Annotated in this window: 25 protein-coding genes; 8 read left to right on the top strand and 17 right to left on the bottom strand. The window is 70.8% G+C overall.

What is annotated here, in order from left to right; genetic code table 11:
* Together ACTB72_RS10410 and greA are read right to left on the bottom strand one after the other, a co-directional pair.
* A partial coding sequence (locus ACTB72_RS10410) for a hypothetical protein (protein WP_463036929.1) occupies window positions 1-360 on the bottom strand: 360 nt, incomplete at its 3' end.
* Between the two features lie 27 nt (window positions 361-387).
* Window positions 388-858 (bottom strand): transcription elongation factor GreA, encoded by a 471-nt coding sequence (greA, locus tag ACTB72_RS10405; protein WP_463036928.1) that lies wholly within the window; start codon window positions 856-858, stop codon window positions 388-390.
* Window positions 859-1,096: 238 nt separating this feature from the next.
* On the opposite strand from greA, the gene ACTB72_RS10400 reads away from it, so the two are divergent.
* On the top strand, window positions 1,097-1,630 hold the full coding sequence (locus ACTB72_RS10400; RefSeq protein ID WP_463036931.1) for a VPLPA-CTERM sorting domain-containing protein: 534 nt from the start codon (window positions 1,097-1,099) through the stop codon (window positions 1,628-1,630).
* 16 nt (window positions 1,631-1,646) lie between these two features.
* Here ACTB72_RS10400 and ACTB72_RS10395 read toward each other — a convergent pair whose 3' ends face one another.
* Window positions 1,647-2,237: a thymidine kinase gene (locus ACTB72_RS10395; protein WP_463036927.1), complete on the bottom strand. Its 591-nt coding sequence runs from the start codon at window positions 2,235-2,237 to the stop codon at window positions 1,647-1,649.
* Window positions 2,238-2,359: 122 nt separating this feature from the next.
* Between ACTB72_RS10395 and ACTB72_RS10390 the strand changes: the two genes are divergently transcribed.
* The 3 genes from ACTB72_RS10390 to ACTB72_RS10380 all read left to right on the top strand — a co-directional run bounded on the left by ACTB72_RS10390 (window position 2,360) and on the right by ACTB72_RS10380 (window position 6,089).
* The gene (locus tag ACTB72_RS10390; protein ID WP_463036926.1) at window positions 2,360-4,681 is read left to right on the top strand and encodes an adenosylcobalamin-dependent ribonucleoside-diphosphate reductase; all 2,322 of its coding nucleotides are present in this window, start codon (window positions 2,360-2,362) and stop codon (window positions 4,679-4,681) included.
* Window positions 4,682-4,864: 183 nt separating this feature from the next.
* The gene (locus tag ACTB72_RS10385; RefSeq protein ID WP_463036925.1) at window positions 4,865-5,344 is read left to right on the top strand and encodes a hypothetical protein; all 480 of its coding nucleotides are present in this window, start codon (window positions 4,865-4,867) and stop codon (window positions 5,342-5,344) included.
* Between the two features lie 88 nt (window positions 5,345-5,432).
* The gene (locus ACTB72_RS10380; protein ID WP_463036924.1) at window positions 5,433-6,089 is read left to right on the top strand and encodes a DsbA family protein; all 657 of its coding nucleotides are present in this window, start codon (window positions 5,433-5,435) and stop codon (window positions 6,087-6,089) included.
* Here ACTB72_RS10380 and ACTB72_RS10375 read toward each other — a convergent pair.
* The 9 genes from ACTB72_RS10375 to ACTB72_RS10335 all read right to left on the bottom strand — a co-directional run bounded on the left by ACTB72_RS10375 (window position 6,086) and on the right by ACTB72_RS10335 (window position 14,717).
* Window positions 6,086-6,244, bottom strand: a complete 159-nt coding sequence (locus ACTB72_RS10375) for a hypothetical protein (RefSeq protein ID WP_463036923.1) — start codon at window positions 6,242-6,244, stop codon at window positions 6,086-6,088. The genes ACTB72_RS10380 and ACTB72_RS10375 overlap by 4 nt on opposite strands.
* 35 nt (window positions 6,245-6,279) lie before the next feature.
* Entirely contained in the window at window positions 6,280-6,492 is a 213-nt protein-coding gene (locus ACTB72_RS10370; RefSeq protein WP_463036922.1) for a hypothetical protein, read from the bottom strand.
* Window positions 6,493-6,565: 73 nt separating this feature from the next.
* The gene (locus tag ACTB72_RS10365) at window positions 6,566-7,804 is read right to left on the bottom strand and encodes an HlyD family secretion protein (protein ID WP_463036921.1); all 1,239 of its coding nucleotides are present in this window, start codon (window positions 7,802-7,804) and stop codon (window positions 6,566-6,568) included.
* Window positions 7,797-8,285 carry a hypothetical protein gene (locus tag ACTB72_RS10360; protein WP_463036930.1) on the bottom strand — a complete coding sequence of 163 codons (489 nt, stop codon included), beginning with the start codon at window positions 8,283-8,285 and terminating at the stop codon, window positions 7,797-7,799. Before ACTB72_RS10360 ends, ACTB72_RS10365 begins: the two co-directional genes overlap by 8 nt.
* Window positions 8,286-8,411: 126 nt before the next feature.
* Window positions 8,412-10,733 (bottom strand): mechanosensitive ion channel family protein, encoded by a 2,322-nt coding sequence (locus ACTB72_RS10355; RefSeq protein ID WP_463036920.1) that lies wholly within the window; start codon window positions 10,731-10,733, stop codon window positions 8,412-8,414.
* A gap of 171 nt (window positions 10,734-10,904) precedes the next feature.
* Window positions 10,905-11,876 (bottom strand): ABC transporter substrate-binding protein, encoded by a 972-nt coding sequence (locus ACTB72_RS10350; RefSeq protein WP_463036919.1) that lies wholly within the window; start codon window positions 11,874-11,876, stop codon window positions 10,905-10,907.
* A 32-nt stretch (window positions 11,877-11,908) separates the two neighbouring features.
* Entirely contained in the window at window positions 11,909-12,694 is a 786-nt protein-coding gene (locus tag ACTB72_RS10345) for an ABC transporter ATP-binding protein (RefSeq protein ID WP_463036918.1), read from the bottom strand.
* Window positions 12,694-13,482 (bottom strand): ABC transporter permease, encoded by a 789-nt coding sequence (locus tag ACTB72_RS10340; protein ID WP_463036917.1) that lies wholly within the window; start codon window positions 13,480-13,482, stop codon window positions 12,694-12,696. The genes ACTB72_RS10345 and ACTB72_RS10340 overlap by 1 nt, the downstream gene beginning before the upstream one ends.
* 104 nt (window positions 13,483-13,586) lie before the next feature.
* Window positions 13,587-14,717, bottom strand: a complete 1,131-nt coding sequence (locus ACTB72_RS10335) for an aryl-sulfate sulfotransferase (RefSeq protein WP_463036916.1) — start codon at window positions 14,715-14,717, stop codon at window positions 13,587-13,589.
* A 198-nt stretch (window positions 14,718-14,915) separates the two neighbouring features.
* On the opposite strand from ACTB72_RS10335, the gene ACTB72_RS10330 reads away from it, so the two are divergent.
* Both ACTB72_RS10330 and ACTB72_RS10325 read left to right on the top strand, forming a co-directional pair.
* Complete coding sequence (locus tag ACTB72_RS10330) at window positions 14,916-15,932, top strand: substrate-binding domain-containing protein (RefSeq protein WP_463036915.1); 1,017 nt, start codon at window positions 14,916-14,918, stop codon at window positions 15,930-15,932.
* 122 nt (window positions 15,933-16,054) lie between these two features.
* Entirely contained in the window at window positions 16,055-17,032 is a 978-nt protein-coding gene (locus ACTB72_RS10325; RefSeq protein WP_463036914.1) for a hypothetical protein, read from the top strand.
* Between the two features lie 203 nt (window positions 17,033-17,235).
* Here the strand turns inward: ACTB72_RS10325 and ACTB72_RS10320 are convergent, their stop codons facing one another.
* Window positions 17,236-19,560, bottom strand: coding sequence for a molybdopterin-dependent oxidoreductase (locus tag ACTB72_RS10320; RefSeq protein ID WP_463036913.1), 2,325 nt, complete (start codon window positions 19,558-19,560; stop codon window positions 17,236-17,238).
* Window positions 19,561-19,908: 348 nt separating this feature from the next.
* Here ACTB72_RS10320 and ACTB72_RS10315 point away from each other — a divergent pair, with 348 nt between their 5' ends.
* Entirely contained in the window at window positions 19,909-20,652 is a 744-nt protein-coding gene (locus ACTB72_RS10315; RefSeq protein WP_463036912.1) for a GNAT family N-acetyltransferase, read from the top strand.
* Window positions 20,653-20,666: 14 nt separating this feature from the next.
* Here ACTB72_RS10315 and ACTB72_RS10310 read toward each other — a convergent pair whose 3' ends face one another.
* The 4 genes from ACTB72_RS10310 to ACTB72_RS10295 all read right to left on the bottom strand — a co-directional run bounded on the left by ACTB72_RS10310 (window position 20,667) and on the right by ACTB72_RS10295 (window position 25,069).
* A complete protein-coding gene (locus ACTB72_RS10310) occupies window positions 20,667-22,016 on the bottom strand; it encodes a sensor histidine kinase (RefSeq protein ID WP_463036911.1) in 1,350 nt (449 codons plus the stop codon).
* 3 nt (window positions 22,017-22,019) lie between these two features.
* The gene (locus ACTB72_RS10305; RefSeq protein ID WP_463036910.1) at window positions 22,020-22,679 is read right to left on the bottom strand and encodes a response regulator transcription factor; all 660 of its coding nucleotides are present in this window, start codon (window positions 22,677-22,679) and stop codon (window positions 22,020-22,022) included.
* A gap of 867 nt (window positions 22,680-23,546) precedes the next feature.
* Entirely contained in the window at window positions 23,547-23,777 is a 231-nt protein-coding gene (locus tag ACTB72_RS10300) for a DUF2842 domain-containing protein (RefSeq protein ID WP_463036909.1), read from the bottom strand.
* On the bottom strand, window positions 23,774-25,069 hold the full coding sequence (locus ACTB72_RS10295) for an adenylosuccinate synthase (RefSeq protein ID WP_463036908.1): 1,296 nt from the start codon (window positions 25,067-25,069) through the stop codon (window positions 23,774-23,776). Before ACTB72_RS10295 ends, ACTB72_RS10300 begins: the two co-directional genes overlap by 4 nt.
* 188 nt (window positions 25,070-25,257) lie before the next feature.
* Between ACTB72_RS10295 and ACTB72_RS10290 the strand changes: the two genes are divergently transcribed.
* Window positions 25,258-25,438, top strand: a 181-nt coding sequence (locus ACTB72_RS10290) for a hypothetical protein (RefSeq protein WP_463036907.1), incomplete at its 3' end; no start/stop codon positions are given.

Raw genomic sequence — 25,438 nt, 5'->3', positions numbered from 1 at the left:
GCCCAGCGCGGCCCGGCTCGCCGCCCGGCCGATGGCGTCGAGCCGCAGGTCTGCGGCGGACGCCCGCGCCGCGAGCCCGCCCCAGGCCGCCGCCAGCGCCACCGGCGCCGTCACGCAGAAGGCCAGCGTCGCGGCTTCGGCGAGGCTCGCGGGGCGAATGCCCTCGGGCAGGAGCCGCGCGGCCCAGACCAGCCCGCCTTCGGCCGCCAGCCACACCACGGCCCCGGCCAGCGCCGCGGGCCAGACCGGCGCGCGGTCGCGATGCGGCGAGGCGGCGAGCACCTCGTCGCGCGCCCGGTCGGCCGCGGTCTGCGCCGCGGTCCGCTCCGGACGGGGGCCGCGCTCCGGCGGCTCGGCCATGGTCACGCCCTCCGCAGGGTCAGGGGGTCAGAGATAAGCGATCTTGACGATCTCGTAGGCTTTGCCGCCGCCCGGCGTCATCACCTCGACCGCCTCGCCTTCTTCCTTGCCGATCAACGCGCGTGCCAGCGGAGACCGCAGATTGAGCAGGCCCTTGGCGATGTCCGCCTCGGTCTCGCCCACGATCTGGTAGGTCTTCTCCTCTTCGGTGTCCTCGTCGACGAGGGTCACCGTGGCGCCGAACTTGACCGCGCCCGAAAGCTTCGACGGGTCGATGACCTCGGCGCGGCTGATCAGGCCTTCGATCTCCTGGATCCGGCCTTCGATGAACGACTGCCGTTCGCGCGCCGAGTGATATTCGGCGTTCTCCGACAGGTCTCCATGCTCGCGCGCTTCCGAGATCGCCCGGATCACCGCGTGACGTTCAACGGATTTGAGCGATTTCAGCTCGGCATCCAGCGCGGCGAAGCCGCGGGCCGTCATGGGGACTTTTTCCATGCCACGCCCTCCTTCGGGTGGGTCTTGTGAAGACTGGGGGACATGCGGCGGGCGCCGCGGACGTCCTGAAACGCGAAGCAGCCGCGCCTGACGCGGCGCGGCTGCGGTTGGCCTACAGACTAGGCGCCATGGCCGGGCGTTTCAAGATGCGGTGACGGCGGGCGAGCGGGGCGGGTGCTCTTGACGATGCGGGAGCGGCCCCTATCAATGAAGATTGCGTAGTGTTGTGTTGAAAGGCGTGATCGTGTTCGAATCGAATGGAATTTTCAGAGGCGCCGCGCTCGTCGTCGCCCTGACGCTTTCGGGGGGCGCCGCCCAGGCGCTGACCGTCGAGTATGCCGGCAGCTGGCAGGTCGACGATGGGCCTTCCTGGACAGACAGACCCCTTGCCTATACCGGGCAGGAGGCCGCGGCGCTGCTGTTCGGAGGGGTGGCGGGCGACTACATGATTTCGACCGTCAGCGCCGATATCGCCGATATCGACAATCTGGCCTGGTACAGCATTCTGGGATGGGGCGCCGAAAAGCGCGCCGAGGACTATTTCAGCAAGATCGAGCCGGGTGGTCTTTACTATGACGGCGGCGGCTACCCTACGGATAGCGGCAATCCCGCGTCGGCCTATGTCTCGGACATTGCGGAGGGTACGATCTATACCAACTACGCGTTCCGGATCACCGATGCAGCGTCGCCCGTGCCTTTGCCGGCCGCAGGCTTCCTGCTGATCGGCGGCATCGGGGCGCTGACGGCGCTGCGCCGCCGGACCGCCGCCTGATCCGGGCGGGCGCCGATCAGTCCGGCGCCCGTCGTCCCACCGCCTCGCGCCAATGGCGCCGGCAGAGCGAGACGTAGCGGTCGTTGCCCCCGATCTCGACCTGGGCGCCCTCGGTCGCGGCGCGTCCGTCGGCGCCGATGCGGGCGACCATGGTGGCCTTGCGCCCGCAATGGCAGATGGTGCGCACCTCGCGCAGGCTGTCGGCCAGCGCCAGCAGGGCGGCGGAGCCGGGGAAGAGCGCCCCGCGGAAATCCACCCGCAGGCCGAAGCACATCACCGGCACGCCGAGATCGTCGGCCACTTCCGCCAGTTGCCACGCCTGCGCCTGGGTGAGGAACTGGGCCTCGTCCACCAGCACGCAATGCACGGGGCCGTCGGCCAGCCGGCCCTCGACCAGCGCGCGCAGGTCGTCCTCGGTCCCGTAGGTCTCCGCCGGCTCGGAGATCCCGATGCGCGAGGCGATGCGCCCCGGCCCCGCCCGGTCGTCCAGCCGCGCGGTCAGCAGCAGGGTGGTCATCCCCCGCTCCCGATAATTATGCGACGCCTGCAGCAGGTTGGTCGATTTGCCGGCGTTCATCGTCGAGTAGAGGAAATGCAGCTTGGCCATGACGCGGTTTTGACCGCGCCGCGGGCGGCTGGCAAGCGTCGGTTCGGTTGTGGGAGGGGCGGGGTTTCGCCTATCCTGCGCCATCCCCACATCTTGTGGCCGCCCGACTCGGAGGACCCGACATGTCCGCTTTCGCCGCGCCCATCGCCGAACAGATCTGGGACATGAAATACCGGCTGAAAACGCCGGAGGGGGCGCCCCTCGACGCCTCGCTGGAGGCGACCTGGACCCGCGTCGCGTCCGCTCTGGCCTCGGTCGAGGCGGAGCCGGCCGTCTGGAAGCCCCGCTTCGAGGCCGCCTTGCGCGATTTCCGCTTCCTGCCCGCCGGGCGGATCATGGCGGGCGCCGGCACGGGGCGGACGGTGACGCTGTTCAACTGCTTCGTGATGGGAACCGTTCCCGACAGCCTCGCCGGCATCTTCGACATGCTGAAAGAGGCCGCGCTGACCATGCAGCAGGGCGGCGGCATCGGCTATGATTTCTCACCGATCCGGCCCAAGGGGGCGCCTGTGGCCGGCGTGGGGGCCGACGCCTCCGGCCCGCTGAGCTTCATGGACGTGTGGGATTCCATGTGCCGCACCATCATGTCCGCCGGCGCGCGGCGCGGCGCGATGATGGCCACCCTGCGCTGCGACCATCCCGATATCGAGGCTTTCGTCGACGCCAAGCGCGACCCGGCCCGCCTGCGCAACTTCAACCTCTCGGTGCTGGCGACCGACCCGTTCATGGCGGCGGTGGAGGCGGACGGGCCGTGGGACCTGGTCTTCGAGGGCCGGGTGTTTCGGACGCTTCGCGCCCGCGAGCTGTGGGACCGGATCATGCGCGCCACCTATGACTACGCCGAACCGGGCGTGATCTTCATCGACCGCATCAACGCCCGCAACAACCTCTCCTATTGCGAGACGATCTCGGCCACCAATCCGTGCGGAGAGCAGCCGCTGCCGCCCTACGGGGCCTGCCTGCTCGGCTCGATCAACCTCGCGCGCCTGGTCCGCGGCGCGTTCGAGCCCGGGGCCGATATCGACCCGGAGGAGCTGACCGGGCTGGTCGCCACCGCCGTCCGCATGATGGACGACGTCGTGGACGCCTCGCGCTTCCCGCTGCCGCAACAGGCGGAGGAGGCGCGCGCCAAGCGGCGCATCGGGCTCGGCGTCACCGGCCTCGCCGACGCGCTGATCCTCTGCGGTCTGCGCTACGGGGCTCCCGAGGCGGTGGAGCGGACGGAAGGCTGGATGCGCGCCGTGGCCCGCGCCGCCTATTTCGCCTCCGTGGATCTGGCGCGCGAAAAGGGCGCCTTCCCGCTCTTCGATGCGGAGAAATATTGCGCGTCCCCCTCCGTGCAGGCGCTGGGCGAGGACGTGGTGGCGGCGGTGCGGACCCATGGCATCCGCAACGCGCTGCTGACCTCGATCGCGCCGACCGGGACCATCAGCCTTTTCGCCGGCAACGTCTCCTCGGGCGTCGAGCCGGTCTTCGCCTTCGCCTACACCCGCAAGGTCACCCAGCGCGACGGCTCGAAGACCGAGGAGGAGGTGGCCGACTACGCCATGACCCTCTGGCGCGAAAAGCATGGCGAGGCCGAGCCGCCGGAGACCTTCGTCGACGCCCAGACCCTGACCCCCGCCGACCATGTGCGGATGCAGGCGGCGGCGCAGAAATGGGTGGACAGCTCCATTTCCAAGACCATCAACGTGCCCGAGGACATCGGGTTCGAGGCGTTCAAGGACGTCTACATGATGGCCTGGAATTCCGGCTGCAAAGGCTGCACGACCTACCGGCCCAACGCGGTGACCGGGTCGGTGCTGAGCGTGGCGACCAGGCCCGCCGCGCCCGTCGTTGTTGCGGGCGGCGACGCCTGGCACGAGCCGCTCGACCGCCCCGAAACCCTCGACGGGCGCACCTACAAGATCAAATGGCCCGAATCCGCCCATGCCATCTACATCACCCTCAACGACGTGATGGAGGGCGGGCGGCGGCGGCCGTTCGAAATCTTCATCAACTCCAAGAACATGGAGCATTTCGCCTGGACCGTGGCGCTGACCCGGATGATCTCGGCGGTGTTCCGGCGCGGCGGCGACGTGTCCTTCGTGGTCGAGGAGCTGAAGGCGGTGTTCGATCCCCGCGGCGGGGCGTGGATGCAGGGGCGCTACGTGCCCTCGATCCTCGCCGCCATCGGGGGGGTGATCGAGCAGCACATGCTCGAGACCGGGTTCCTGGAGGCGGGGCGCGGTCTTTCCGCCGATCCGGCGGCGCGGAGGCGCGAGGCGGGGGGCGAGCGGGCGACCGAGGATGCCGAGACGGCCGGGCCCGACGTGGCGTCGCCCGGCGCCCACGCATCCGGGCACGCCTCTGGGACGGCCTGCCCTGCCTGCGGGGAATTCGGCATGCAGATGATGGAAGGCTGCATGACCTGCCTCGACTGCGGATTCTCCAAATGCGGATGAAGCGGGCGACCGCGTTCGGGGGCGAAGGCCGTCGCGCGGAACCTGTTCGCTTTTTCACATCGCTTGACGGATTTAGGGCGTATACGATGGCCTGCGGAAACGGCTGTTCATCCGGCCGAGTCTCTGGGGGGAGCGGGCATGCGCGCAGCGTGCGGAGCATCGACGACGCCGAGCCGCGGTCTCATGCGCGCCATGTCGTTCGTCGCCTGGGCGAGCCTCTGGGCGCTGGCGCCGGGCGGGGCCGCGGCGCTGCCGCTGACCGAGGGCGGGACGGGGCGCGCGGAGCGGGGCGCGGACCATGGCGCCCCGGACCTGGGCCGCACGGCGCTGGTGTCGGCCAGGCCGAACGATCCGCTCGACCTGCGCAGCGCGCCGCTGTCGTTCTCGCTGGAGCCGGAGCGGCGACCGGCCGTGTTCTTCGACATGCATGACTGGCGCGACGAGCTCGCCGACCGTTTCGGGCTGACCGAGCCGGGCTTCGGGCTGAGCGTGCCGGCCGCGCCGGGGGCGGGTTCCGCTGCGCCATCCGATTCGGGGCCCGAGGCGAAGGATGCCGCCCCCGCAAAGGACAACCGCCGCCAGGCCCCGCTGCCCGCGGCGCTGCCGCTTCTGGGCCTGGCGCTGGCCCTGCTGGCTCTGGCGACCCGCAGACGGCGGGGCTAGGTTCCCTCCAATATCTTGCGATCCAACGCCGACGCCCGTCGCCTGAAGCGGGCGCGCCCGCAAGCCAACCCTCGGGGGGAGCCCAGTCATGACCCTGCACGCCGATCTCTTCTTCTCGTTCCGCTCGCCCTATTCCTACCTCGCGACGCCGCGGCTGCACGCGCTGACGCGGGAATGGGATCTCGCGATCCACCTGCGGCCGGTCTATCCCATCGCCATCCGCGACCCCGACTTCTTCAGCCGGGAGCCCGCGGGCTGGGTGCCCTATCTGCAGCGCGACGTGAAGCGGGTGGCGGAATTCCTGGAGCTGCCCTTCGGCTTCCCTCGCCCCGATCCCATCGTGCAGGACATGGCGACGCGCAGAATCGCGGCCGACCAGCCCTATATCCGGCGCATCACCCGGCTCGGCGTCGCGGCGGCGCGGCGGGGACCGCAGGCGGGGATGGACTTCATCCTGCACGTCACCGCGGCGATGTGGGGGGAGCGGGTGAAGGGCTGGCACCTGGACGAGACCCTCGGCCCCATCGTCGCCCGCGCCGGCCTCGATTTCGCTGCGCTGGCGGCGGAGGTCGAGGCCGACCCCGAGGGGTTCGACGCGGCGATCGGGGCCAACCAGCAGGGGCTCGAGGATTGCGGCCACTGGGGCGTGCCGACGCTGGCCTTCGAGGGCGAGCCGTTCTTCGGCCAGGACCGCATCGACCTGGCGCTGTGGACGATGAAGAAGGCGGGCCTGAAACCGCGCTAAGCGCGGGCGAGCCCGGCCAGGATGCTCCGCTGCAGCAGCAGGGTCGGGGTCAGCCACATGTCAGGGCGGTGGCAGGCCCCGCAGAACGCCGCCGCCACCAGCCCCAGCGCGGGCGCGATCCACAGGTGATGGCCGCCATTGCCCATGCCGGCCATCACCTCCGCCGGGCCGTCGGGGCCGGGCTGTTCGGTCAGATGCCATTGCGCGGAATAGCATGCAGCGTGTCGGGGCCGAAGTCGACGCGGCCGAGCGGGCGGCCCCAGTCTTCGTCTTCGCCCGGACAACAGCGTTCGGCGAGGATCTCTCCGTGGCGCAGCGCCAGCACCGCATGCAGGCCGTCGAGCAGGCCGGCGCGATGGCCGCGGTCGAGGCGCTCGCCCATATCTGCGGGGGCCTGGGTCATGGCGGCGGGTCCCGGAGCGAGAGGGAGCGGGCGCCGCGAGGACGCCCGCCCGTGCTGTGTCACGCAGGGGGCGTCAGTGCCCGCCCGACAGCACCAGCGTGTCGATCGGCATCCGGAACGCCGCGATCCGCAGGATCGCCGCGTGCACGATCGCCGTCGCGTCGACCGCATGGTAGAACAGGAACCGGCCGAACGGCAGATCCTCGCCGCTCGACAGCTCCTCGTGGAAGCTGGTGTAGCCGTTGGCGACGCATTGCGACCCGGGGATGATCAGCTTCGCGTCCTCGGCGAAGATCGGCTCCATGTAGACGGTGATGCCGCCAGGGGCGCCGCGCAGCATGGCGCCGGCCAGCTGGTCGGTGGGGCGGAACTGACCCTCGGCGATGACCGACTGGATGTCGGTGACCACCATCGGGATGATGTCGAACGGGGTCGACATGCAGGCGACCTCGCCGACCATCCCGATTTTCAGCACCTGGGCCGAGACCTGGTCGAAATTGGCCACCACCCGCCCGCCGACCAGATCCTCGGGGATCAGCACGCCGGCCGGGCGCAGCACCGCGCTGACATAGTCGCCGACGCGCAGCGCGAACTGCTCCACCCGCCCGCCGACGCCGGCGCGGATCACGGTCTTGTCGAGCGCCACCTGGGCCTGGTTCAGCGCCGCCTCGGCGCTGGCCTTCTGGGCTGGCAGCAGGGTGTTGATCTTCGACTCCACCGCGCCCTGGTTGGCGATGGCCGAGCTGACCCCGCCCTTGCGCGCGTCGACCACGTTCTGCAGCCGGTCGAGCTCCCGCCCGCTGACCACGTTGGAATTGCGCTTGGCGAGCTCGGTGGAGCGGTCGAGCTCATCGGTCGCCTGCTGCAGCGCGCTCCTGGCCTGGTCGACCTGGCCGATGGCGGCGGCGAGCTCGGACTGCGCCACTTCCAGCGAGGCGTCGAGCTCGGCCACCTTGCGGCTGGCGGTCTCCACCTGGGCCTGAGCGGTGGCGTCGTCGAGCCGGAACAGCACGTCGCCCGCCGCCACACGCTGGCCGTTCGCCACATTGACCTCGGCGACCCGGCCGCCGGCCTCGGGCAGGATGGTCACGGTGCGGAACACCGAGATCGCGCTGGTGGTGGTCGGGTGATGGTAGAAGATCATGGTGATCAGGCTGAGCGTCAGGATCGCGCAGAGCGTCAGGCCCCAGCGCAGCTCGGTCCAGATCGAGAACAGGGTCAGCTCGTGGCCCCAGCGCTTGCCCTGGCCGTAACGCCGGAACAGGTAATCCGGCAGGATGGTCAGCGTGGCGCAGATCATGAATTCAAGCATTTCCGCGCTCCTGGTCGGTCATGGCCTGGCCGGCGCCGGGCGCCGTGGCGGTGGAGGAAGCGGCGGGCGCGTCGGGATGCGCGTAGGCGGGCGCGGGCGCAGGGTCGTGCGTCGGGTGACTTTCCGCGAACGGGTCGTCTTCGGGGATCGCGCGGGGCTTGCCGCGGATGGCGTCGGCGATGTCGCGCATCGGTCCGTTGAAATCGGGGATCTTGAAGGCCGCCAGCAGCAGCGCCAGCACCCAGAACAGGTTGTTGTGAGTGAACAGCGCCAGCAGCGTCATCACGCCGACCAGCTGCAGCTGCGAGCTGTTGGCCCCATGCGCCATCCGCTCGGGCAGGGCGTGCAGCTTGAAGTAGAGCACGCCGATGGTCACCACCACCGCGATCAGCATCAGCCCCATCACCACCAGCATCTGGTCCGTCTCATGCGGACCGGCGATGAAATAGGGCGCGTGCGCCATCGCCTCCGGGTGCAGCATTTCCGCCAAGGTCGCTCTCCTGGTTCGCGTGCGCGGCCTCCCCCACGGAGCCCGCATCCTCGTCCGTCTCGTCATCCGTCTCGTCACGCCGCCCGCGCCTGCCCCTCGCCCCCCTCGGCGACGGGATCAGCCCGGCTGCGGCGTCTGGGCCGCGGCCGCTTCGGCCGCCGCGGCCGCCGCGATCCGGCGGTCGCGGGGTCCGTCCGCGGCCCCTTCCTCGTCGCTCTCGTCGACCCGGACGCGCACCTCGCGCCGGGCGAATTCGATCCCCGCCGCGGCGAAGGCTACGTGGATGCGGTTGAGGATCTCCTTGCGGATCATGAACTGGGTTCCGGGCCGGGCCATGAACTTGCCGCGCAGAACGATGCCGACATCGTCGAATTCGAGCACGCCCTGGCTCTTGAACGGCTGCATGAAGTCGTTCTTGAACTCGGGCATCGCCTCCATGTCCTTGCCGATCTGCTTGAAGATCTTCTTCACCTTGTTCGGGTCGGTCCCGAACGGCACGGTGAACTTCAGCTTCACGATCACCCAGTCGCGGCTGTAGTTGGTGACCTTGGCGATCTCGCCATAGGGGATCGTGTGCACCGCGCCGCGATGGTGGCGCAGCTGGACCGAGCGGATCGAGATTTTCTCCACCGTGCCCAGCGTGCCGCCGACGTCGATGTATTCGCCCTGGCGGAACGCATCGTCGACCAGGAAGAACAGGCCCGAGACCACGTCCTTGACCAGCGTCTGCGCGCCGAACCCGATGGCGAGGCCGAAGACCCCGGCCCCGGCCAGCAGCGGCGCTATGTCGACGCCGGCCTGGCTCAGCGCCAGCAGCAGGGTGAAGCCGATGATCGAGCCGAGCGCCACCCAGCGGATCAGCGGCAGCACGGTGGCGAGCCGCGAGGCGCCCATGCCGGCGGGCGCGCCGCCTTCGCCGCCGGCCTCGGCCCGCTCCTCGTCGGTGGGGACGGAGCCGGTCATCTCGCGCGCGAGGCGCAGGTTGATCTGAACGTTGACCAGTTCGTAGATCAGGTAGCCGACCCCGCAGATCGACAGAAATTTGACAAGCCCCGCGGCCACGCCCGCCCCGACTCCGGTGGCGGCCAGGCCGAAGAGGCTGAGCCCCCATAGCTTGGTGATCAGCAGCACCAGCGCGAGGTAGACGAACACCCTCCCGATGCGCAGATAGGCGCGCCCCGTGGCCTCGGCGGCGCGCAGGGCGCCTTCGCCCTCGCCCGAGGCCTCCGGCGAAAGGCGGTCGGCGATGGCGCGGATCAGCGAGTCGATGCCGGGCAGCAGCAGCACCAGGATCACCGACAGCTTGCCCTGGCCCCGGATCAGGTCGCCGCGGTCGATCACGACCAGGATCTCCGCGATCAGCCATTGCAGGCCGATCAGCCCGATCGCGAGCCGCGGCCACAGATGCGGCCAGGACCCGGGCGTCGTCGCCTCGCCGGGGGCGGCCATCATCGCGGCGAGCGACCGCCGCTCCCGCCACACGAAGCCGATGGCGACGAGGCAGAAGGCGAGGTTGGCGAGCGTCGCGTAGCCGTTGGCGCGGATGTCGAGCCCGAAGAGCGTCTGCAGCGCGGCGAGCTGGGAGAGCGCGGCCATCAGGATCGCGAGCCCGAGGAACGAGGCGCCGACCCGCCGGGCCGTGGCGTCGTCCGCCGACAGGCAGCGCAGGTCCGGCCGCTCCGGCGACAGGGTGAGTTGGAGGAGGAGGGCGACCAGCGCCACGTTCACGCCGAAGGCGATGAGCAGCATCCAGCTCGCCTCCACCCGCCGCGGATCGCCGAGCAGGAGGCCGCCGAGCAGGGCGTTGGCCGCGCCCGCCGCCGCTGCGAAGGCGAGGATGCCGAGCAGCCCGCGCGCGAACCGGCCGAGCGCGGCGCCGACGCGGGGGCCGAACATCGCCTCCATCCCGCCGGCGCGGCCGGGGCGCGCGGGGGCTCGGTCGAGCCCGCGGGTCGCGCCGTAGCGCGCGCCAAGCCCGAGGCCGGCGGAAAGCCCCAGCACCAGCAGGAACAACAGCGCCCCGCCGAAGGAACCGCCGGCCAGCCCCGCGATCATCCGGCCGATGTCGCCGACCACCGCGCCGATATTGGCGGCGACCGTCGCGACATGCGCGCCGACGCCGGCGAGGATCTCGCCCATGCCCGGCCCGGTCGTCGCCGCGGCGGCGGCCTGAGTCTCGGCCACCGCGTCGAGCCGCTCGAGCAGCAGACCGCGGACCTCGGCGTCGGAGAGGCTGGCGACGAGCGCGCGGATGGTCTCGGGGGTCAGCGGGTCGGGCAGCGCGGGCGAGGCCGCCGCCGCCTCCTGCGCGCGGGCCGCGCCGGCGCCGAGCGCCGCGACCGATATCCCGATCAGCGGGCCGATCAGCGGCCCGATCACGGGGCCGATCACGGGGCCGAGCGGGCGACCCGCTTCCGAAAACACCTCTGACCTGCGCATCGACCCAACCATTTTTTTCGCCGTATCGAGGTGTCGTAATCGAAAGGTGGGTTTCGAATCCATTGATTTCGACGCAACGGCAGCCACACCCGACATGTGACGAAAGGGCGATGCGTCATTGCACCAGCCCCGGCGCGGGGGCGCCGGGGCTGGTGATCGGCGGGCCTCCGGTCAGTCCAGCCGGACCGCCTCGGGCGCGGCGGCGGTCAGCGGGGCCGGGTCGAAGGCGGCGCGCACGGTGGCGACGTCAGGCGCTTCGGCCTTGACCACGCCCTTCGCCACGATCCAGGCGGCCTCCTCGGCGATCAGCTCGGCGAGGTCGGAGGTCAGCTCCAGCCCGATCTCCACATCCGCCCACATCGCCGCCAGCGCCGGTTTCGGCATCGCCCCCTTCATGTTGGCGAGCACCGCGTCCTGCGCGGCGGACGGGTCGGCCTTCACGTCGGCGTCGGCCTTGGCCAGCGCGCTCATGAAACCGGCCAGCGCCGCCTGCTTCCCGGCCACGGCGGCGCCGGACGCCGCGAGGATGTAGTGCACCTGATAGCCCGGGGCCCGCAGCTCGCGGTAATCGTCGCCGAGCGCGGATTTCGCGGCCGAATAGAAGGTCGGGAACGTCACCATCGCGTCCACGTCGCCCCGCGCCACGGCGGGGGCTAGGTCGGCGGGCCCGGCATTGATCACGGTGGCCTCGACTCCGGCCTCTTTCAGCACTTTCGAAAGGTAGAAGTCGACATTGGTGCCCAGCGTCGTGCCGATCTTCAGTCCGGCGAGATCGGCGGGCGAGGCCAGCTGCGTCGCCTTGCCGTTGCCGATGATGCGCGAGCCGGTGAAGCGCGCAAGGTCCCCGATCACCGCGAAGGATTGTCCGCGCAGGATGCCGACGGCGGCCGGGAACTCGGCCATGAAGGCGACGTCGACCTGCCCGCCGATCAGCGCCTCGAACCCCTCGCGGCCCGAGGGGAAGGACACGATCTCCACCTCCAGCCCGGCATCGGCGAAATAGCCCTTGGCGAGCGCCACATCGACCTGCGGCGTCTGCGGGTTGGGCGACCAGGCGAAGACCAGCTTTTCGGCGGCGGAGGCGACGACGGGCGAGGCGGCGGCGACGAGCGCGAGGAAGGCGGCGCGAAGGGTCGGTTTCATGATGGCATTCCCTGGATCAGGTTCAAAGGGGGTCAGGCGGCCACGGCGGCGGGCCGCAGCAGCTCGAGAATTCGGGCCCGCATGGCGAGCTGGTCGCCGTCGAAACGGGCGGCGGAGCGGGGGCGGGGGGCGGAGAGATCGAAGGTCTCCACGATCCGCCCGGGGCCTGCGGACATGACGTGGATGCGATCGGCCAGCACCAACGCCTCGTCCACGTCATGGGTGATGAAGAGGACGGTGGCCTGGTGCGCGCGCCAGACGCCGGTCAGCAGCTCATGCATCGCGCCCCGCGTCTGGGCGTCGAGCGCGCCGAAAGGCTCGTCCATCAAGAGCGCCTTGGGCTGGCCCGCGAAGGTGCGCGCGATGGCCACCCGCTGCTTCATGCCGCCCGAGAGCTGGCCGGGATACTTCTTCTCCTGCCCCTGCAACCCGACCTCGGCCAAGGCGGCCATGGCCTTGGCGCGGCGTTCCGCCTTCGAGATCCCGAAGCGGCGCAGGGCGAAGTCGACATTGCCGAGCGCCGAGAGCCACGGGAACAGGGCGTATTGCTGGAAGATCACCCCCACTTCCGGGTCGGGGCCGCGCACCGGGGCGCCGTCGACCAGGATCTCGCCATGCACCGGCCGGATGAAGCCGGCGGCGGCGTTCATCAGTGTGGACTTGCCGCAGCCCGACGGGCCGATGATCGCGGTGAAGGTCCCCGGCGCCAGCGTCAGCGAGGTCCGGGTGACGGCGGGGATCGGGCCTTTGGGGCCGTCGAAGGCGATTTCGACTTCGCGGAATTCGACCTTGCCGCGGGTCTCAGCCTGCGTGTTCATCATGCCTGCTCCCAATGGACGAGCCGCCTGCAGATGCGGTGGACGATCTGGTCCACCAGAGCGCCGGCGACGCCGAGGACGAAGAGAAGCGCGAACATCCGGTCGGTCCGCACATATTGGCGGGCCTCCTGGAGCCGATAGCCGATGCCCGAGGACGCCCCTGTCAGCTCGGCGGCGACGAGGCTCAGCAGCGCCAGCGCAACGCCCAATCGGATGCCGGCCGCGATATGCGGGGCGGCGGCGGGGATCACCACCATCAGGAATTCGCGCAGGCGGGATGCGCCCAGAGACCGGGAGGCGCGGATGTAGATCTCCGGCACGTATTCCATGCCGTGATGGGTGTTGAACCAGACCGTCAGGAACACCGTGTAGGCGATGACGAAATGCTTGGAGCCTTCGCCGATCCCGAACCAGACGATGGCGACCGGGACCAGCGCGATGGCCGGGATCGGGCGCATCAGGCTCAGGAACGGGCCGAGCAGCATGCGGAAGAGCTGCGTCCGTCCGGTCACCAGCCCGGCCACGACGCCCAGCGACGCGCCGATGAAGAACCCGATGGCGGCGCGGCCGAGCGAGACCCGAAGATCCTCCCACAGCACCCCCTGCTCGGCCATCTCCACGAAGGCCGAAACCACGGTCCAGGGCGCGGGGAACAGCGCCTCGTTGACCAGCCCGGCGAGCGAGACCGCCGACCAGATCGCCAGCACGAAGCCCAGCGACACCACCGGGCGCAGCGGGCCGGCGAGCGTCCGGCCGAGGGCGGGCAGCATCGGCGCGGTTTCACGCATCGGTTTTCGCGCGGCTCGGGACGCGGATGCGGCCTGCGATCCGGGCGGGGGGGCGGAGGCGGTCATCGCGGGTCCTCTCGCGTCAGGCGCGCGGGCGCCGAGGTCTATCGCAGCCATGGCGCGTCCTCCCGACGATAGCGGTAGGCGCGGAACACGCTGTTATGGCTGCCGTCGATCTTGCCGACGAGCCCGGGCTCGGGGTAAGGCGCGAAATCGGGAATAACGTATTCCCAGACCACTTCTTTCGCCGGCGTGACTTCGAAGAGCCGCCCCGAGGCGCTGTCCGTGATGAAGGTGTTGCCGTTCCACAGCCGCTGGGCCCCGCCCATGAACGGCGAGAAGAATGACGGGCCGTTGGAATCGCGGTATTCCCAGACGATGGCGTTGGTCGCCGGGTCGACCTCGATCACGCGGGAATAATGCGAGCTGACGCCGGGGCGCATCGTCCCGTTGTCGAAGACCAGCACGTTGCCGTCATCCAGTTCCACCGGCGTGTGCTGCTGGGCGAGCACGTCCTGCCCCAAGGTCCAGGTCACCTCGCCCGAGGCCTTGTCCACCGCGATCACCCCCGACGTGGTGCGCAGGCTCATCAGCACTTTGCCCCCCCGCGCGTCCCACAGCCCGTTGATCATCGGCCAGTGATCCTGATGGAAGACGGCCTGCGTCGGGAAATCCTCGGGCGAGATATGCTCCCACGACCTCCATTCCCACACCGTCTCGCCGGCGCGGTTCACCTGCTTGACCACGTCGCCGTAGACCGTGGCGCCGGCGGGGGCGCCGAGGCGGCGAACAATGTCCTCGGGCAGGGGATGGGCGGCGGTGTAAAGCAGATCGCCATTCGCCAGCCACTGCGCGTCATGGTGGTGGGCCGGGTCGCGATGGCGCCACAGGATTTCGCCATCCGGCGCGACCTCCATGAAGTCCCCGCCCCGCCACAGCGGCCAGATGCCGTAGAGCACCGGGCCATCCTGACATGCGCCGTTATAGCCCAGATTGCCGTTGGGCAGCAGCACCGCGTGGCGGCCGGGGCGGACGGGGAGCCGCCACGTATGAACCTCCCGCCCCGTCTCGTCGACCAGCGCCACCTTCCCCGCCGCGGTCTGCGGCGCGTAGAGCGTCAGCCCCCCGGCCGAGCGGACCGGATCATGGGCGGTGAGGCCCGCCCCGCGCCGTCGCGCCGTGACCTGATCCGGCAGCGCGGGGGCGGCTTGCTTTCGGTCAAGGGTCATGGTCATGGTCTGCCTCGTGCTGGGAAATCGTTTCGTCGAAATTAGAAAAACGATTTTCCTCCGCCGCGTGAACCGATTTCTGGCTTCCGGCAGGCGCCGGGCGTCGCTTTCATAGTTTCTGAGCAAAAGTTGCGCAGGGTTTGCGTTAAACTTGTGCGCGTGTGGACGTTAGGGAAGGTCATGCCAGGGAATCAGCCGCGTCGGGTGACGATTCTGGACATCGCGCGGGAGATGGGGATCGCCCCGTCCACCGTGTCGAACGCGCTGTCGGGCAAGCGCTACGTGGATCCGACCCTGGCCGAACGGGTCAAGGCGACGGCGGAGCGGCTGGGCTATCGGCCCAATCCGGTGGCGCGGCGGCTGCGATCGGGTCGGGCCTCGGCCATCGGCCTCTTCTCGGCGATGCCCTTCGCGGTGGCCGGAGGGTCCTCCCGCCTCGGTTTCATGATGGAGATCGCGGCCACGGCGGCGGAGGAGACCCTGCGCGCCGGCCTCGCCCTGGTGCTGGTCCCGCCGATGGAGGCCTCGCCCGCCCCGATCGAGGACCTGATGATCGACGGCGCCCTGCTGGTCGAACCGGCCGAGGACGACCCCTTCGCCGCGCGGCTGGAGGCCCGCGGCCTGCCGGTGATCCGCATCGGCCGCCAGCCCGGCCGGCCGGAGGCCCCGGCGGTCGACCTGCGCTCCACCGAGACCGCCGACCTGCTGCTCAACCACCTGGCGGAAGAGGGCGCGACCCGCATCGCCCTGATCACCGGCGCCGCGCGCCGCACCAGCCATATCGAGACCGAGGCCGCCTACGCCCGGTTCGCCGCGCGGGCCGGGATGGCGCCCCTCGCGGTGCGGGTGCCCGAGCAGGCGGGCGAAGCCGGCGGGCACGCGGCCGCGCAAGACCTGCTGCGCGCCCATCCCGACATCGACGGCATCCTGGCGCTGGTCGACGTCTTCGCGGCCGGGGCTTGCCGGGCGGCGCGGGAGCTCGGCCGCTCGATCCCCGCCGATCTGCGGGTGGTCACCCGCTATGACGGGCCGCGGGCGCTCGCCTCCGACCCGCCGCTGACCGCGGTGGCGCTGAGCCTGCCCGAAGTGGCGCGCGTGGCGGTGGCGCTGCTGATCCCGGCGCTGATCGGGGAGGAGCAAGGCGGGGCCGTTGCGGTCGGCTCCGGCCGCGCCCCCGAGGCGCGGCTGGTGATCCGCGCTTCCTCGCGCCTCGGCGCCTGATCGGGCTGAGGCCCGCCCACGATTCGCGGTCCGCGCCCGGCGAGGGGCTGATAACGTTGAGTTAACTTAACTGCGATTATCTGCATCCAGGTGCAGTGATGATGATCGTGGAGGATCGCGGTTTGATCCGACGTTTCCTTTGCGCCGCGCTGTTCTTGTGCGCGGCGCCTTCCGGGGCGCAGACGCCCGGCCTGCCGACGCCGCAAGTCCCATGGCCGCCTTTCGGGGGCGGGCGCGACGGCGGGCACGGCCCTGCGCTGGGGGCCGGCGCGCTGGCGCTGCTCGCCACCGAAATCCCCGCCCGCCTCGCCGACATGATCGACGAGGCGGAGGCGGGCGCGAGTTTCGCCGCACCTGGCCACTGCCTCTCCCGCCTGCAGGCGATGGCCGTCGCCGCCGGGCTGGCCCGCGCGATGGCCCCGTTCTCCGACGCCTGGACGCTGGAGGATGCGCGCGGCCCGGTGGTGCGTCTGCGGATGCTGCTGGGCGGGGAGCGGCGGCATGTGGAGGCGTGGTGCGAAGGGGCGAGCCTCGCCGCGGCGTCGCTCGCCTGGGGCGCCGGCGACGCCGCCCCCCGCGCCGTCCCGACCGGGACGCTGGACCTGGCCGTCGCCGCGATGACGGCGCTGGGGATGCTGCCGCAGGACCTCGCCGGCTCGGACCGGGGGGCGGAGCGGGGGGCCGAAACCGGGGCCGAAGCCGGCGCCGGCGCGGGCGCCGCCGTCATCGTGCTGGGCGATGGCGAGATCCGCCGGATCCCCAGCGCGCCGTCCCCCGCCCTCACCACCGGGGAGGCGAGCCGGATGCGGGAGGTTCTGGCCCGCAACTGGGCGCTGCCCCGCCTGCGCGACCTGCCCGACTGGCGGCGATTGGGCGTGGTGCTGCGGGTCCGGCTCGACCCGTCCGCACGGCTCCTCGCCACGCCCGAGGTGGTGACGCCGCGGGACGCGACCGGCCGCGACTGGACGGAGGCGGTGGAGCTCGCCATCCGCGCGGTGGAGGCGGGCGCCGCGGAGGGGTTCGACCTGCCCGCCCGCGACCATGACCGCTGGGCCGAGCTGACCGTCACCTTCGACCCGGTGCGCGGCATCCGCTTCTGATCGGGCGGCGGGCGCGTGCCGGAGGAGGGGGTCGGTGGGCCTCGGCCGATCGCCGAAACGGGCCTTGCCGGGGCGGGCGTCCGCGAGCCGGGCCCGGACGGCGATCCCCGGAAATGCCCTGCGCTCGACCCATCACGCCCCCAGAGACGCAGACGGCGGAGCGGGCATCCGACGCCCCGATTTCTCGGGGGCCGGCGGCGGCCTCAATCTTCGACGGCGACCAGTTCGGGCGGATCGAAGGCGCGGATGCGGGGGGCGGGGGCGGTCCAGGGCTCGACCTCGACCAGGCAGGATTGGGCGGAACAGCCCTGGCCCAGCTTCGACGTGCCCTCGTCGCGGGTCAGCACATTGGGATTGCCGTGCCGCTCGGGCGCCGCAGGATCGTCGATATCGGGGTCGAACCACGCCCCCGTCGGCATCCGCGCCACGCCCCGCAGGATCCCGTCGGACACGCGCAGCCCGGCGAGGCACGCGCCCCGGTCGTTGAAGACGCGCACCACGGCGCCGTCCTCCAGCCCGCGGGCGGCGGCGTCGTCGGGATGCATCAGCAGCTCTCCCCGCCCGGCGCGCTTCGAGTCCTGCACCGGCCCCAACCCGTCGAGCTGGCTGTGCAGCTTGTCCTTGGGCTGGTTCGACAGCAGGTGCAGCCTGGTCGCTCCGGCCGTCCCCGCCCATTCCTTCGGCGCGATCCACACCGGGTGGCCGGGGCAGTCCGCATAGCCGAAATCCGCGATGGTCTTCGAAAATATCTCGATCTTGCCGGACGGCGTGCGCAGGGCCGCCCCCACCGGGTCGGCGCGAAAATCGGCCATCAGGTCGTAGCGCGCCTCCGGCTCGGGCAGCTTGAAGAAGCCCTCGGCCCGGAACGTGTCGAAATCGGGCGGATTGATGCCGCGCCAGGAGAGCTCCGAGCCGATCTCGTCGAAGAGCCGCCGCAGCCAGCCCTGCGCGTCCAGCCCCTCATGAAACGTCTCGCCCGCCCCCAGACGGTCGGCGAGCGCGGAGAAAATCGCGAAATCGTCCCGCGCCTCGCCATGGGCGGGCACCGCGCGTTCCATCGACAGGATGTAGCCGTCGCGCGAGGTGCCGCCGATGTCGTCGCGCTCGAGCGGAATGGTCGCCGGGAAAACGATGTCGGCATGGCGCGCCGTGGCGGTCCACCAGGGCTCGTGCACGATGATCGTCTCGGGGCGCTGGAACGCGCGGCGCAGGCGGTTGAGGTCCTGGTGATGGTGGAACGGGTTGCCGCCGGCCCAGTAGACGAGGCGGATGTCGGGATATGCGTGGGCCTTGCCGTCGTAGTGCATCGTCTCGCCGGGGCTGAGCAGCAGGTCGGCGACGCGCGCGACCGGGATGCGCAGGTCGCCGTCGCGGAACGGCACCGGCAGGCCGGGCAGGGGGGTGCGGTAGCGGGGCCCGCCGATGCCGCCCATCGAGCCGTAGCCGAAGAACACCCCGCCGCCCGGCAGCCCGACCTGACCCAGCATGGAGGCGAGCGCGATCAGCGCCCAATAGGGCTGTTCCCCGTGATCGGCGCGCTGGATCGACCAGGTGGCGGTCAGCATCACCCGGGTTCCGATCATCGCCTCGGCAAGCGCCGCGATCTCGCCCGCCGCGAGTCCGGTCAGCTCCGCCGCCCATTCGGGGGTCTTGGCGATGCCGTCGGGCTCGCCGCGCAGATAGGCGCGGAACGGCGCGTAGCCTTCGGTATGCGAGGCGAGGAAGGCCGTGTCCTCCGCCCCCCGGTCCTGCACGCACCAGGCCAGCGCCAGGATCAGCGCGGCATCGGCGCCGGGGCGGACGGGGAGCCATTCGGCCGCCACCCCCTCGGTGTCCGACCTGAGCGGGGAGACGTTGATCACCCGCGTCTTCGCCGCATCCAGCAGCCCGGCGACCCGTCCAAAGGAATGCTGTCCGAAGCCGCCCGACTGCACCCGCCAGTTCTTCGCATTCAGCCCGCCGAAGGCGACAAGCACATCGCAATGCTCGGCGATCTGGCGCCAGTCGGAGCCCATGCCCATCACCGCCTCGTTCGAGCCGAGGATATGCGGCAGCAGGGTCATGCCGGCCCCGTAGCTGTAATTGGTCACCTGCCCGGTGGCGCCGCCGAGCGCCCACATGAAGCGCCGGGTCAGCCCCTGCGCATGGTGCAGGCGGCCTGCGGCGGACCAGCCGTAGGAGCCGCCGAAGATCGCCGGCGCGCCGTGGTCGCGGCGCACGCGGGCGAGCTCCCCGGCCGCGAGATCCAGCGCCTCGTCCCAGGGCAGTTCGACGAAGGCGTCCTCGCCGCGGGCCCCCTGCGAGGTGATCCGCCCGTTCTTCTCCGCCCGCTTCAGCCAGCCGCGGCGGACCGAGGGGCGGGCGATGCGATGCGCGGCATGGGCGGCCTCCGGCCAGGCGGCGATGGTGGCGGGGTCGGGGGCGGCGTCCTGCTCGAACGGCTCCACCCCGACCACGCGGTCGTCCTCCACATGGGCCCAGAAGGCGCCGGTATGGTGGGCGGAACGAAAGCGCTGGCGGTCGGTCATGGGGAGGCTCCGGGCAGGGGCGGCATGCGGGCCGACATCAGCACGCCAGGGGGCGGGGCCGCAACCGCGACGTGGCGCGCAGGCGGCCGTGGCGCCCCGGAGATTGTGCGTCGCAGCATGGACCCCGAGCCCCGCGTCCGGCGCATTGCTTCCACCTCGGGAACGAGACAGGGCGGCGCCCGAGCGATTGTCCGAAGATCAGCGTTAACAAAGCGTAACGCTCGGTCAGCCGATCTCCGAAATCGCGAACCATCCGCCCGGCGGCGATCCGATATGCGTATGATGCATGACGTTTCCCCTCGCGCTCGGGCGTGGATGCGTTATCTGAAGCGCATGGAACATGCTGCGATGCACCATGGCGGAGAGGCGGAGCGGACGCTCCCCCTCCTGCGCCGCTCCGCCGGGGACGCGCCCGGATCCGCCGCCCTGCACGGGGCGGCCCCGGCCGACGCGCATCCGCTGATGGCCCCGCGCCGGGCCTGGGCCGACGACGCCGCGGCGATCGAGGCGCATTTCATGCGCCTCAGCCAGGCCGACCGGAACCTGCGCTTCTGCGGCGCGATCGGCGAGACCTCCCTGCGCCGGCACTCGGTGGCGACGGCGGGGGGCTCTCCGCTCAGCCTGCTGGCGCTGGCCCCGGGCGGCGGCTGGAAAGTGCGCGCGATGATCGAGGTCGCGCCGATGGGCGACGACATGGCCGAAGTGGCGCTGAGCGTCGAGGGGCCGTGGCGCGGCAGCGGCGTCGCCGCCGGTCTGATGCGCGCCGCCGCCGGCGTCGCCGCCCGGCGCGGCATCGGCCGGCTGATGGCGCTGACCCTGCCCGAGAACGCGCCGATGCAGCGGCTGGGCCTGCGGCTCGGCGGCCGGCTGCGTCGCGGCGGGGACGGCACCGAAATCCATTTCGACACGTCCGATCTGCTGGCCCTGACCTCGGTGCTCGACCTGCCCTGGATCGAGCCGCGGCCGATCTGGCGCGGCGCTTTCGCCGGCTTCGGGCGGCGCGGCCCGATGCGGACCCCGGCTCGCGGTCCCGCCCGACAGCCCGACGCGGCGCCGGCCCGGATCCGCGCCGCCCCCGCCGCCCAGGTCTGAGCGCGGCGCCGCCCTCAGGCGTCGACCTTGGGCGGATCCTGCCGCGCCAAAGGCAGCCGGACCCGGGCCAGCAGCCCGCCCAGCTCCGACGTCTCCAGCGTCAGCGCGCCCTCATAGGCCTCCACGATATCGGCGCAGATGGCGAGGCCGAGCCCGGTGCCCGGCACCGTCTCGTCCAGCCGCCCGCCCTCGCGCATCGCGGTCTCGCGGCTTTCGGGGGGGATGCCGGGGCCGTCGTCCTCCACCACGATCTCGATCCGCCCGGGCAGGCGCCGGGCCGAGACCCGCACCGCGGCCCGCGCCCATTTGAAGGCGTTGTCGATCAGGTTGCCGGCCAGCTCCTCCAGATCCTCGCCCTCCATCCGCGCCCGCAGGCCGGCGGGCGCGTCGAGGTCGAGGTCGATGACCTTGTCGTAATGCACCCGCTCCATCACCCGGCCGAGCCCGCCGAGCAGCGGGCCGACTTCGGCCGAAGCGCCCGGCGCGTTGGCCCCGGCGAGCCTTGCGCGGGCGGTGTAGCGGATCATCAGCGCGTCGATCCGGGCCAGCGCGTCGCGCATCTCCGGCTGGGGTGAGCCGAGGGTGTCGAGCTCGTTGCGGATGATCGCCGCCGGGGTCTTCAGCGCATGGGCGAGATCGGCCGCCTGCCGGCGCGCGGCCCCGATGATCTTGGCGTTGCGCTCCAGCAATTCGTTCAGGTCGGCGACCAGCGGCTCCAGATCGGGGGGATAGCGCCCTTCGATCCGTTCCGCCTCGCCCGAACGATACACCCAGAACGCCGAGCGCAGGCCGACCAGCGGGCGCAGCACCATGCCGGTCATCGCGGTCGCGGCCAGCGACAGCGCGCCGCCCAGCCCGATCAGCGCCGCGAACAGCGAACGGCGGAACTCCAGCTTGTCCAGCGACAGGCGCACCACCGCCTCCGCGGCGTAGATCCGCCACAGGCCTTCGCCCTCGGTCGCCTTCACCGCCCGCACCCGGGTCAGGATCAGAAATCCCTCGGGGGCGCGCGCGGTGAAGCTGGTCTCGCCCAGCGTCAGCTCGCGCATCGGCAGCGTCTCGGCGCCCAGCGAGGGCGATCGGACCAGCACCCCGTCGGGGCGCTGCACCTGCCAGTAATAGCCGGAGCCGGGTTGGAGATAGCGGGGATTGGCGAGGCGCGTCTGGCTCGCGTCGGATTCGAGGGCGCCGGTGAGAATGAGGCTTTCAAGCTGGTCGAGCTGCGCGGAGAGGTTCCGCGAAAACGCGCGCTCGGCGATGCCGTCGAAGGCCCCCACCAGGAGCCATCCCGACACGCCGAGCGCGAACACGATCCAGACAATGCCGCCTAAAACCGCGCGGGCGCGGAGCGACAGTCCTCCCAAGCCTCAGCTTCCGTCGAACTGGTAGCCGCGGCCGCGGATGGTGACGATGATCTTCTGGCCGAGCTTCTTGCGCAGACGACCGATGAACACCTCGATGGTGTTGCTGTCGCGCTCCGTGTCGTAGCCGTAGACATGCTCGGACAGCTCGGTGCGGCTGACCACGCGATCCTTGTTGAGGATCAGGTAGCCCAGCACGTTGGTCTCCTGCGCGGTGAGCTGAACCTGCTCGCCCTCCACGGTGACGCGGCCCGAGCGGGTGTCGAATTCCAGGCCGCCCTGCTTGAACACCGGGTTGGGCTGGCCCGAAGACCGCCGGATCAGCGCGCGCAGGCGCGCCAGCAGCTCGTCCATCTGGAACGGCTTGGTGAGGTAGTCATCGGCGCCGCTGTCCAGCCCAGCGACCTTGTCCCGCCAGGAATCCCGTGCGGTCAGCACCAGCACGGGGGCCTTGATCCCGCTCTCGCGCCAGTCGCGAAGCACGGCGTTGCCGTCCTTCTTGGGCAGGCCGAGGTCGAGCACGATGGCATCATAGGGTTCGGTGGACCCGAGGAAGCTGCCTTCCTCGCCGTCCCGCGCCACGTCCACCACGCGGCCCTCCGATTCGAGCGCGCGCTGAACCTGGCCGGCCAACACCGCTTCATCTTCCACTAGCAGAACACGCATTCCATCCTCCGGTCTTACGCTCCGGCGCTCACGCAACTCACATGAAGCTTGAGTATCTGCAAGCTGAACGGAACTTTCCAACAAAATCTCGCAGGAGGCCCGGGTCGCCGCTTTGTCTCCGGATTGGATAAAGTATTAATGAAATCTGAACGAGGCCGCAACAATTTAGAGGGCCGCATCCGCCGAGCGGGGGGAGAGCGGATTAGGGTGAAATTGCCTGCAAAAAAATGAACAAACCCTGAAAGTCATAGAAAGTCGCTCCATTTCGGCGCGTTGACCAAGGCTTTCGGGCGCTCAAAAAAGCGACGGGCGTCTCCTGAAAAATCGGCAGAAGTCACTTTATCTCTTGCTAAACAGCCTGATTGTGGCAGGATGAATGGACTTCGGGGTCCCCCCAATCCCGAGGAGAGGTTCCGGGCGGTCGCATCACCCCCAAGCTTATCTCGCAGATGCACAAATTTGCAGATGCGTGATCGGCACATCCCACACACACCCGCGAAAGCTCGGAACCTCGCACTCGGAAAGCGGGGGCTGCGCAGGATTGCGGTTCAATTGAGGCGGGTTTGTGTCGGGCTGCGACGGGCGGATCCGGACATAGGCGGCGTGGGTGCGACGAGATGCGCATCCAATGTTGAGGCAATCAGCACGCTTTAAGCGCCTTGTTCACACTTGGTCCGAACGCGTGGCGAGTTACTTTCGTGGCGCGCGATTCGCTCTCAACCTGTGCGGGTCCGCTCCCGGGTCTCTGCCGCGCGGCATGGCAAGGTCCGTTTCCGCGCCGATCCCCCGCGCCGCGGCGGCGCAGGGAGATCGGGCGAGGCGGCCGGCGGAAGGTCGCGTCGCCCCCGCACCGGCCCGGAGGGGGCGTCAGCCCCGGTCCGTCTCGTCCTCGGGCGCCGCCCGGCCCACGCCGCGGAACACGGCGCGGAACGGCAGGGCCCATATCACGCCCAGCACCACGTAGATCGCCAGCTCCACCCAGACCGAGGGCCGGTCGAACAGGCTCGTCACATAAAGCGCGGCCACCACGAACAGCGGCAGCCACACCAGCAGCAGCACCACCGCCCAGCGTCGGCGGGCCTTGTGGGACAGGCTCATCGACCTGCGAACGGATCGGACACCAGGATGGTGTCGTCCCGCTCCGGGCTGGTCGACAGCAGGGCCACCGGGCAGCCGATCAGCTCCTCGACCCGGCGGACGTATTTCACCGCTTCGGCCGGCAGCTCCGCCCAGGACCGCGCGCCGACGGTGGACTGCGACCAGCCCGGCATCGACTCGTAGACCGGCTTGCAGCGGCGCTGACGGTCGGAGGCGATGGGCAGGTGGTCCAGCATCTCCCCGTCCAGCTCGTAGCCGGTGCAGATCTTGAGCTCCTCGAACCCGTCCAGCACGTCGAGCTTGGTCAGCGCGATGCCGGTGACGCCCGAGGTCATGCAGGTCTGGCGCACCAGCACCGCATCGAACCAGCCGCAGCGCCGCTTCCGCCCGGTATTGGTGCCGAACTCATGGCCCCGCTCGCCCAGCCGCTCGCCGACCGCATCATGCAGCTCGGTCGGGAACGGGCCTTCGCCCACCCGCGTCGTGTAGGCCTTCACGATGCCCAGCACGAAATCCACCGCCGACGGACCGAGGCCGGAGCCGGTGGACGCCATGCCGGCCAGCGTGTTCGACGACGTCACATAGGGATAGGTGCCGAAGTCGATGTCCAGCAGCGCGCCCTGCGCCCCCTCGAACAGGATGCGGTCGCCGGCCTTGCGACGCTCCGCCAGCACCTTCCAGACCGGGGCGGCGTAGGGGAGGACCTTGGGGGCCACTTCCATCAGCTGCGCGGTCAGCGCGGCGCGGTCGATCTCGGGCAGGCCCAGCCCGCGGCGCAGCGCGTCGTGGTGGGTCAGCAGCCGGTCGAGCCGCGATTCCAGCGTCGCGGGATCGGCGAGGTCCGCCACCCGGATCGCCCGGCGCCCGACCTTGTCCTCATAGCACGGCCCGATGCCGCGCCCGGTGGTGCCGATCTTGGCGGTCGCATTCTGCTCTTCGCGGGCGCGATCCAGCTCGCCGTGGATCGGCAGGATCAGCGGCGCGTTCTCGGCGACCATCAGGTTGTCGGTGGTGACCTCCACCCCCTGGCCGCGCAGCTTGTCGATCTCGGCCAGCAGCGCCCAGGGGTCGAGCACCACGCCGTTGCCGATCACGCTCAGCTTGCCCTTGCGCACGATGCCCGAGGGCAGCAGCGCGAGCTTGTAGGTCACCCCGTCGATGACCAGGGTATGGCCCGCGTTGTGACCGCCCTGGAAGCGCACGATGACGTCGGCGCGTTCCGACAGCCAATCGACGAGCTTGCCCTTGCCTTCGTCGCCCCACTGGGCTCCGACCACCACAACGTTGGCCATGACGGCCCTCCCGATCCGGGTTGCGCAAACGGCCGGCGGTATAGCCCGGTTCCGCGCCCGAGCACAGTCCGTCGCATCGTCGCGGCAAGGGGCAGGCAAGGCGGGCAGATCGGCGGGCGGGCGCGGGCGGTTGCGCGCGGGCTTTGGGAAGTCCATCATCTGGGGCGCGTGAGGGCGGAGTCCGCAACATGTTGCAAGATCTTCAGGAAATGGCGGGCGGCGCCTGGGCTGACGCCTCGTTATGGTATGCGGCGCTGTCCCCCGCGGCGCAGGGCTGGTTCGCGGCGGCGTTGGGCGCGGCGGCCATGGCGGCTCTGGGGCTGCGGCCGCGGGCCCGCCGCGCGGCGCGCGCCGGGGCGGAGGCGGCGG

This window comes from Albimonas sp., assembly GCF_055129145.1.
The sequence above is the reverse complement of the archived record's forward strand: the minus strand, read 5'-3'. Positions and strand labels throughout refer to the sequence as shown.

Coding starts and splice junctions, on each gene's coding strand:
- greA (WP_463036928.1), bottom strand. CDS start 858: ATGGAAAAAGTCCCCATGACGGCCCGCGGCTTCGCCGCGCTGGATGCC.
- ACTB72_RS10395 (WP_463036927.1), bottom strand. CDS start 2,237: ATGGCCAAGCTGCATTTCCTCTACTCGACGATGAACGCCGGCAAATCG.
- ACTB72_RS10390 (WP_463036926.1), top strand. CDS start 2,360: ATGTCCGCTTTCGCCGCGCCCATCGCCGAACAGATCTGGGACATGAAA.
- ACTB72_RS10385 (WP_463036925.1), top strand. CDS start 4,865: ATGCGCGCCATGTCGTTCGTCGCCTGGGCGAGCCTCTGGGCGCTGGCG.
- ACTB72_RS10380 (WP_463036924.1), top strand. CDS start 5,433: ATGACCCTGCACGCCGATCTCTTCTTCTCGTTCCGCTCGCCCTATTCC.
- ACTB72_RS10375 (WP_463036923.1), bottom strand. CDS start 6,244: ATGGCCGGCATGGGCAATGGCGGCCATCACCTGTGGATCGCGCCCGCG.
- ACTB72_RS10370 (WP_463036922.1), bottom strand. CDS start 6,492: ATGACCCAGGCCCCCGCAGATATGGGCGAGCGCCTCGACCGCGGCCAT.
- ACTB72_RS10365 (WP_463036921.1), bottom strand. CDS start 7,804: ATGCTTGAATTCATGATCTGCGCCACGCTGACCATCCTGCCGGATTAC.
- ACTB72_RS10360 (WP_463036930.1), bottom strand. CDS start 8,285: ATGCTGCACCCGGAGGCGATGGCGCACGCGCCCTATTTCATCGCCGGT.
- ACTB72_RS10355 (WP_463036920.1), bottom strand. CDS start 10,733: ATGCGCAGGTCAGAGGTGTTTTCGGAAGCGGGTCGCCCGCTCGGCCCC.
- ACTB72_RS10350 (WP_463036919.1), bottom strand. CDS start 11,876: ATGAAACCGACCCTTCGCGCCGCCTTCCTCGCGCTCGTCGCCGCCGCC.
- ACTB72_RS10345 (WP_463036918.1), bottom strand. CDS start 12,694: ATGAACACGCAGGCTGAGACCCGCGGCAAGGTCGAATTCCGCGAAGTC.
- ACTB72_RS10340 (WP_463036917.1), bottom strand. CDS start 13,482: ATGCGTGAAACCGCGCCGATGCTGCCCGCCCTCGGCCGGACGCTCGCC.
- ACTB72_RS10335 (WP_463036916.1), bottom strand. CDS start 14,717: ATGACCATGACCCTTGACCGAAAGCAAGCCGCCCCCGCGCTGCCGGAT.
- ACTB72_RS10320 (WP_463036913.1), bottom strand. CDS start 19,560: ATGACCGACCGCCAGCGCTTTCGTTCCGCCCACCATACCGGCGCCTTC.
- ACTB72_RS10315 (WP_463036912.1), top strand. CDS start 19,909: ATGCACCATGGCGGAGAGGCGGAGCGGACGCTCCCCCTCCTGCGCCGC.
- ACTB72_RS10305 (WP_463036910.1), bottom strand. CDS start 22,679: ATGCGTGTTCTGCTAGTGGAAGATGAAGCGGTGTTGGCCGGCCAGGTT.
- ACTB72_RS10300 (WP_463036909.1), bottom strand. CDS start 23,777: ATGAGCCTGTCCCACAAGGCCCGCCGACGCTGGGCGGTGGTGCTGCTG.
- ACTB72_RS10295 (WP_463036908.1), bottom strand. CDS start 25,069: ATGGCCAACGTTGTGGTGGTCGGAGCCCAGTGGGGCGACGAAGGCAAG.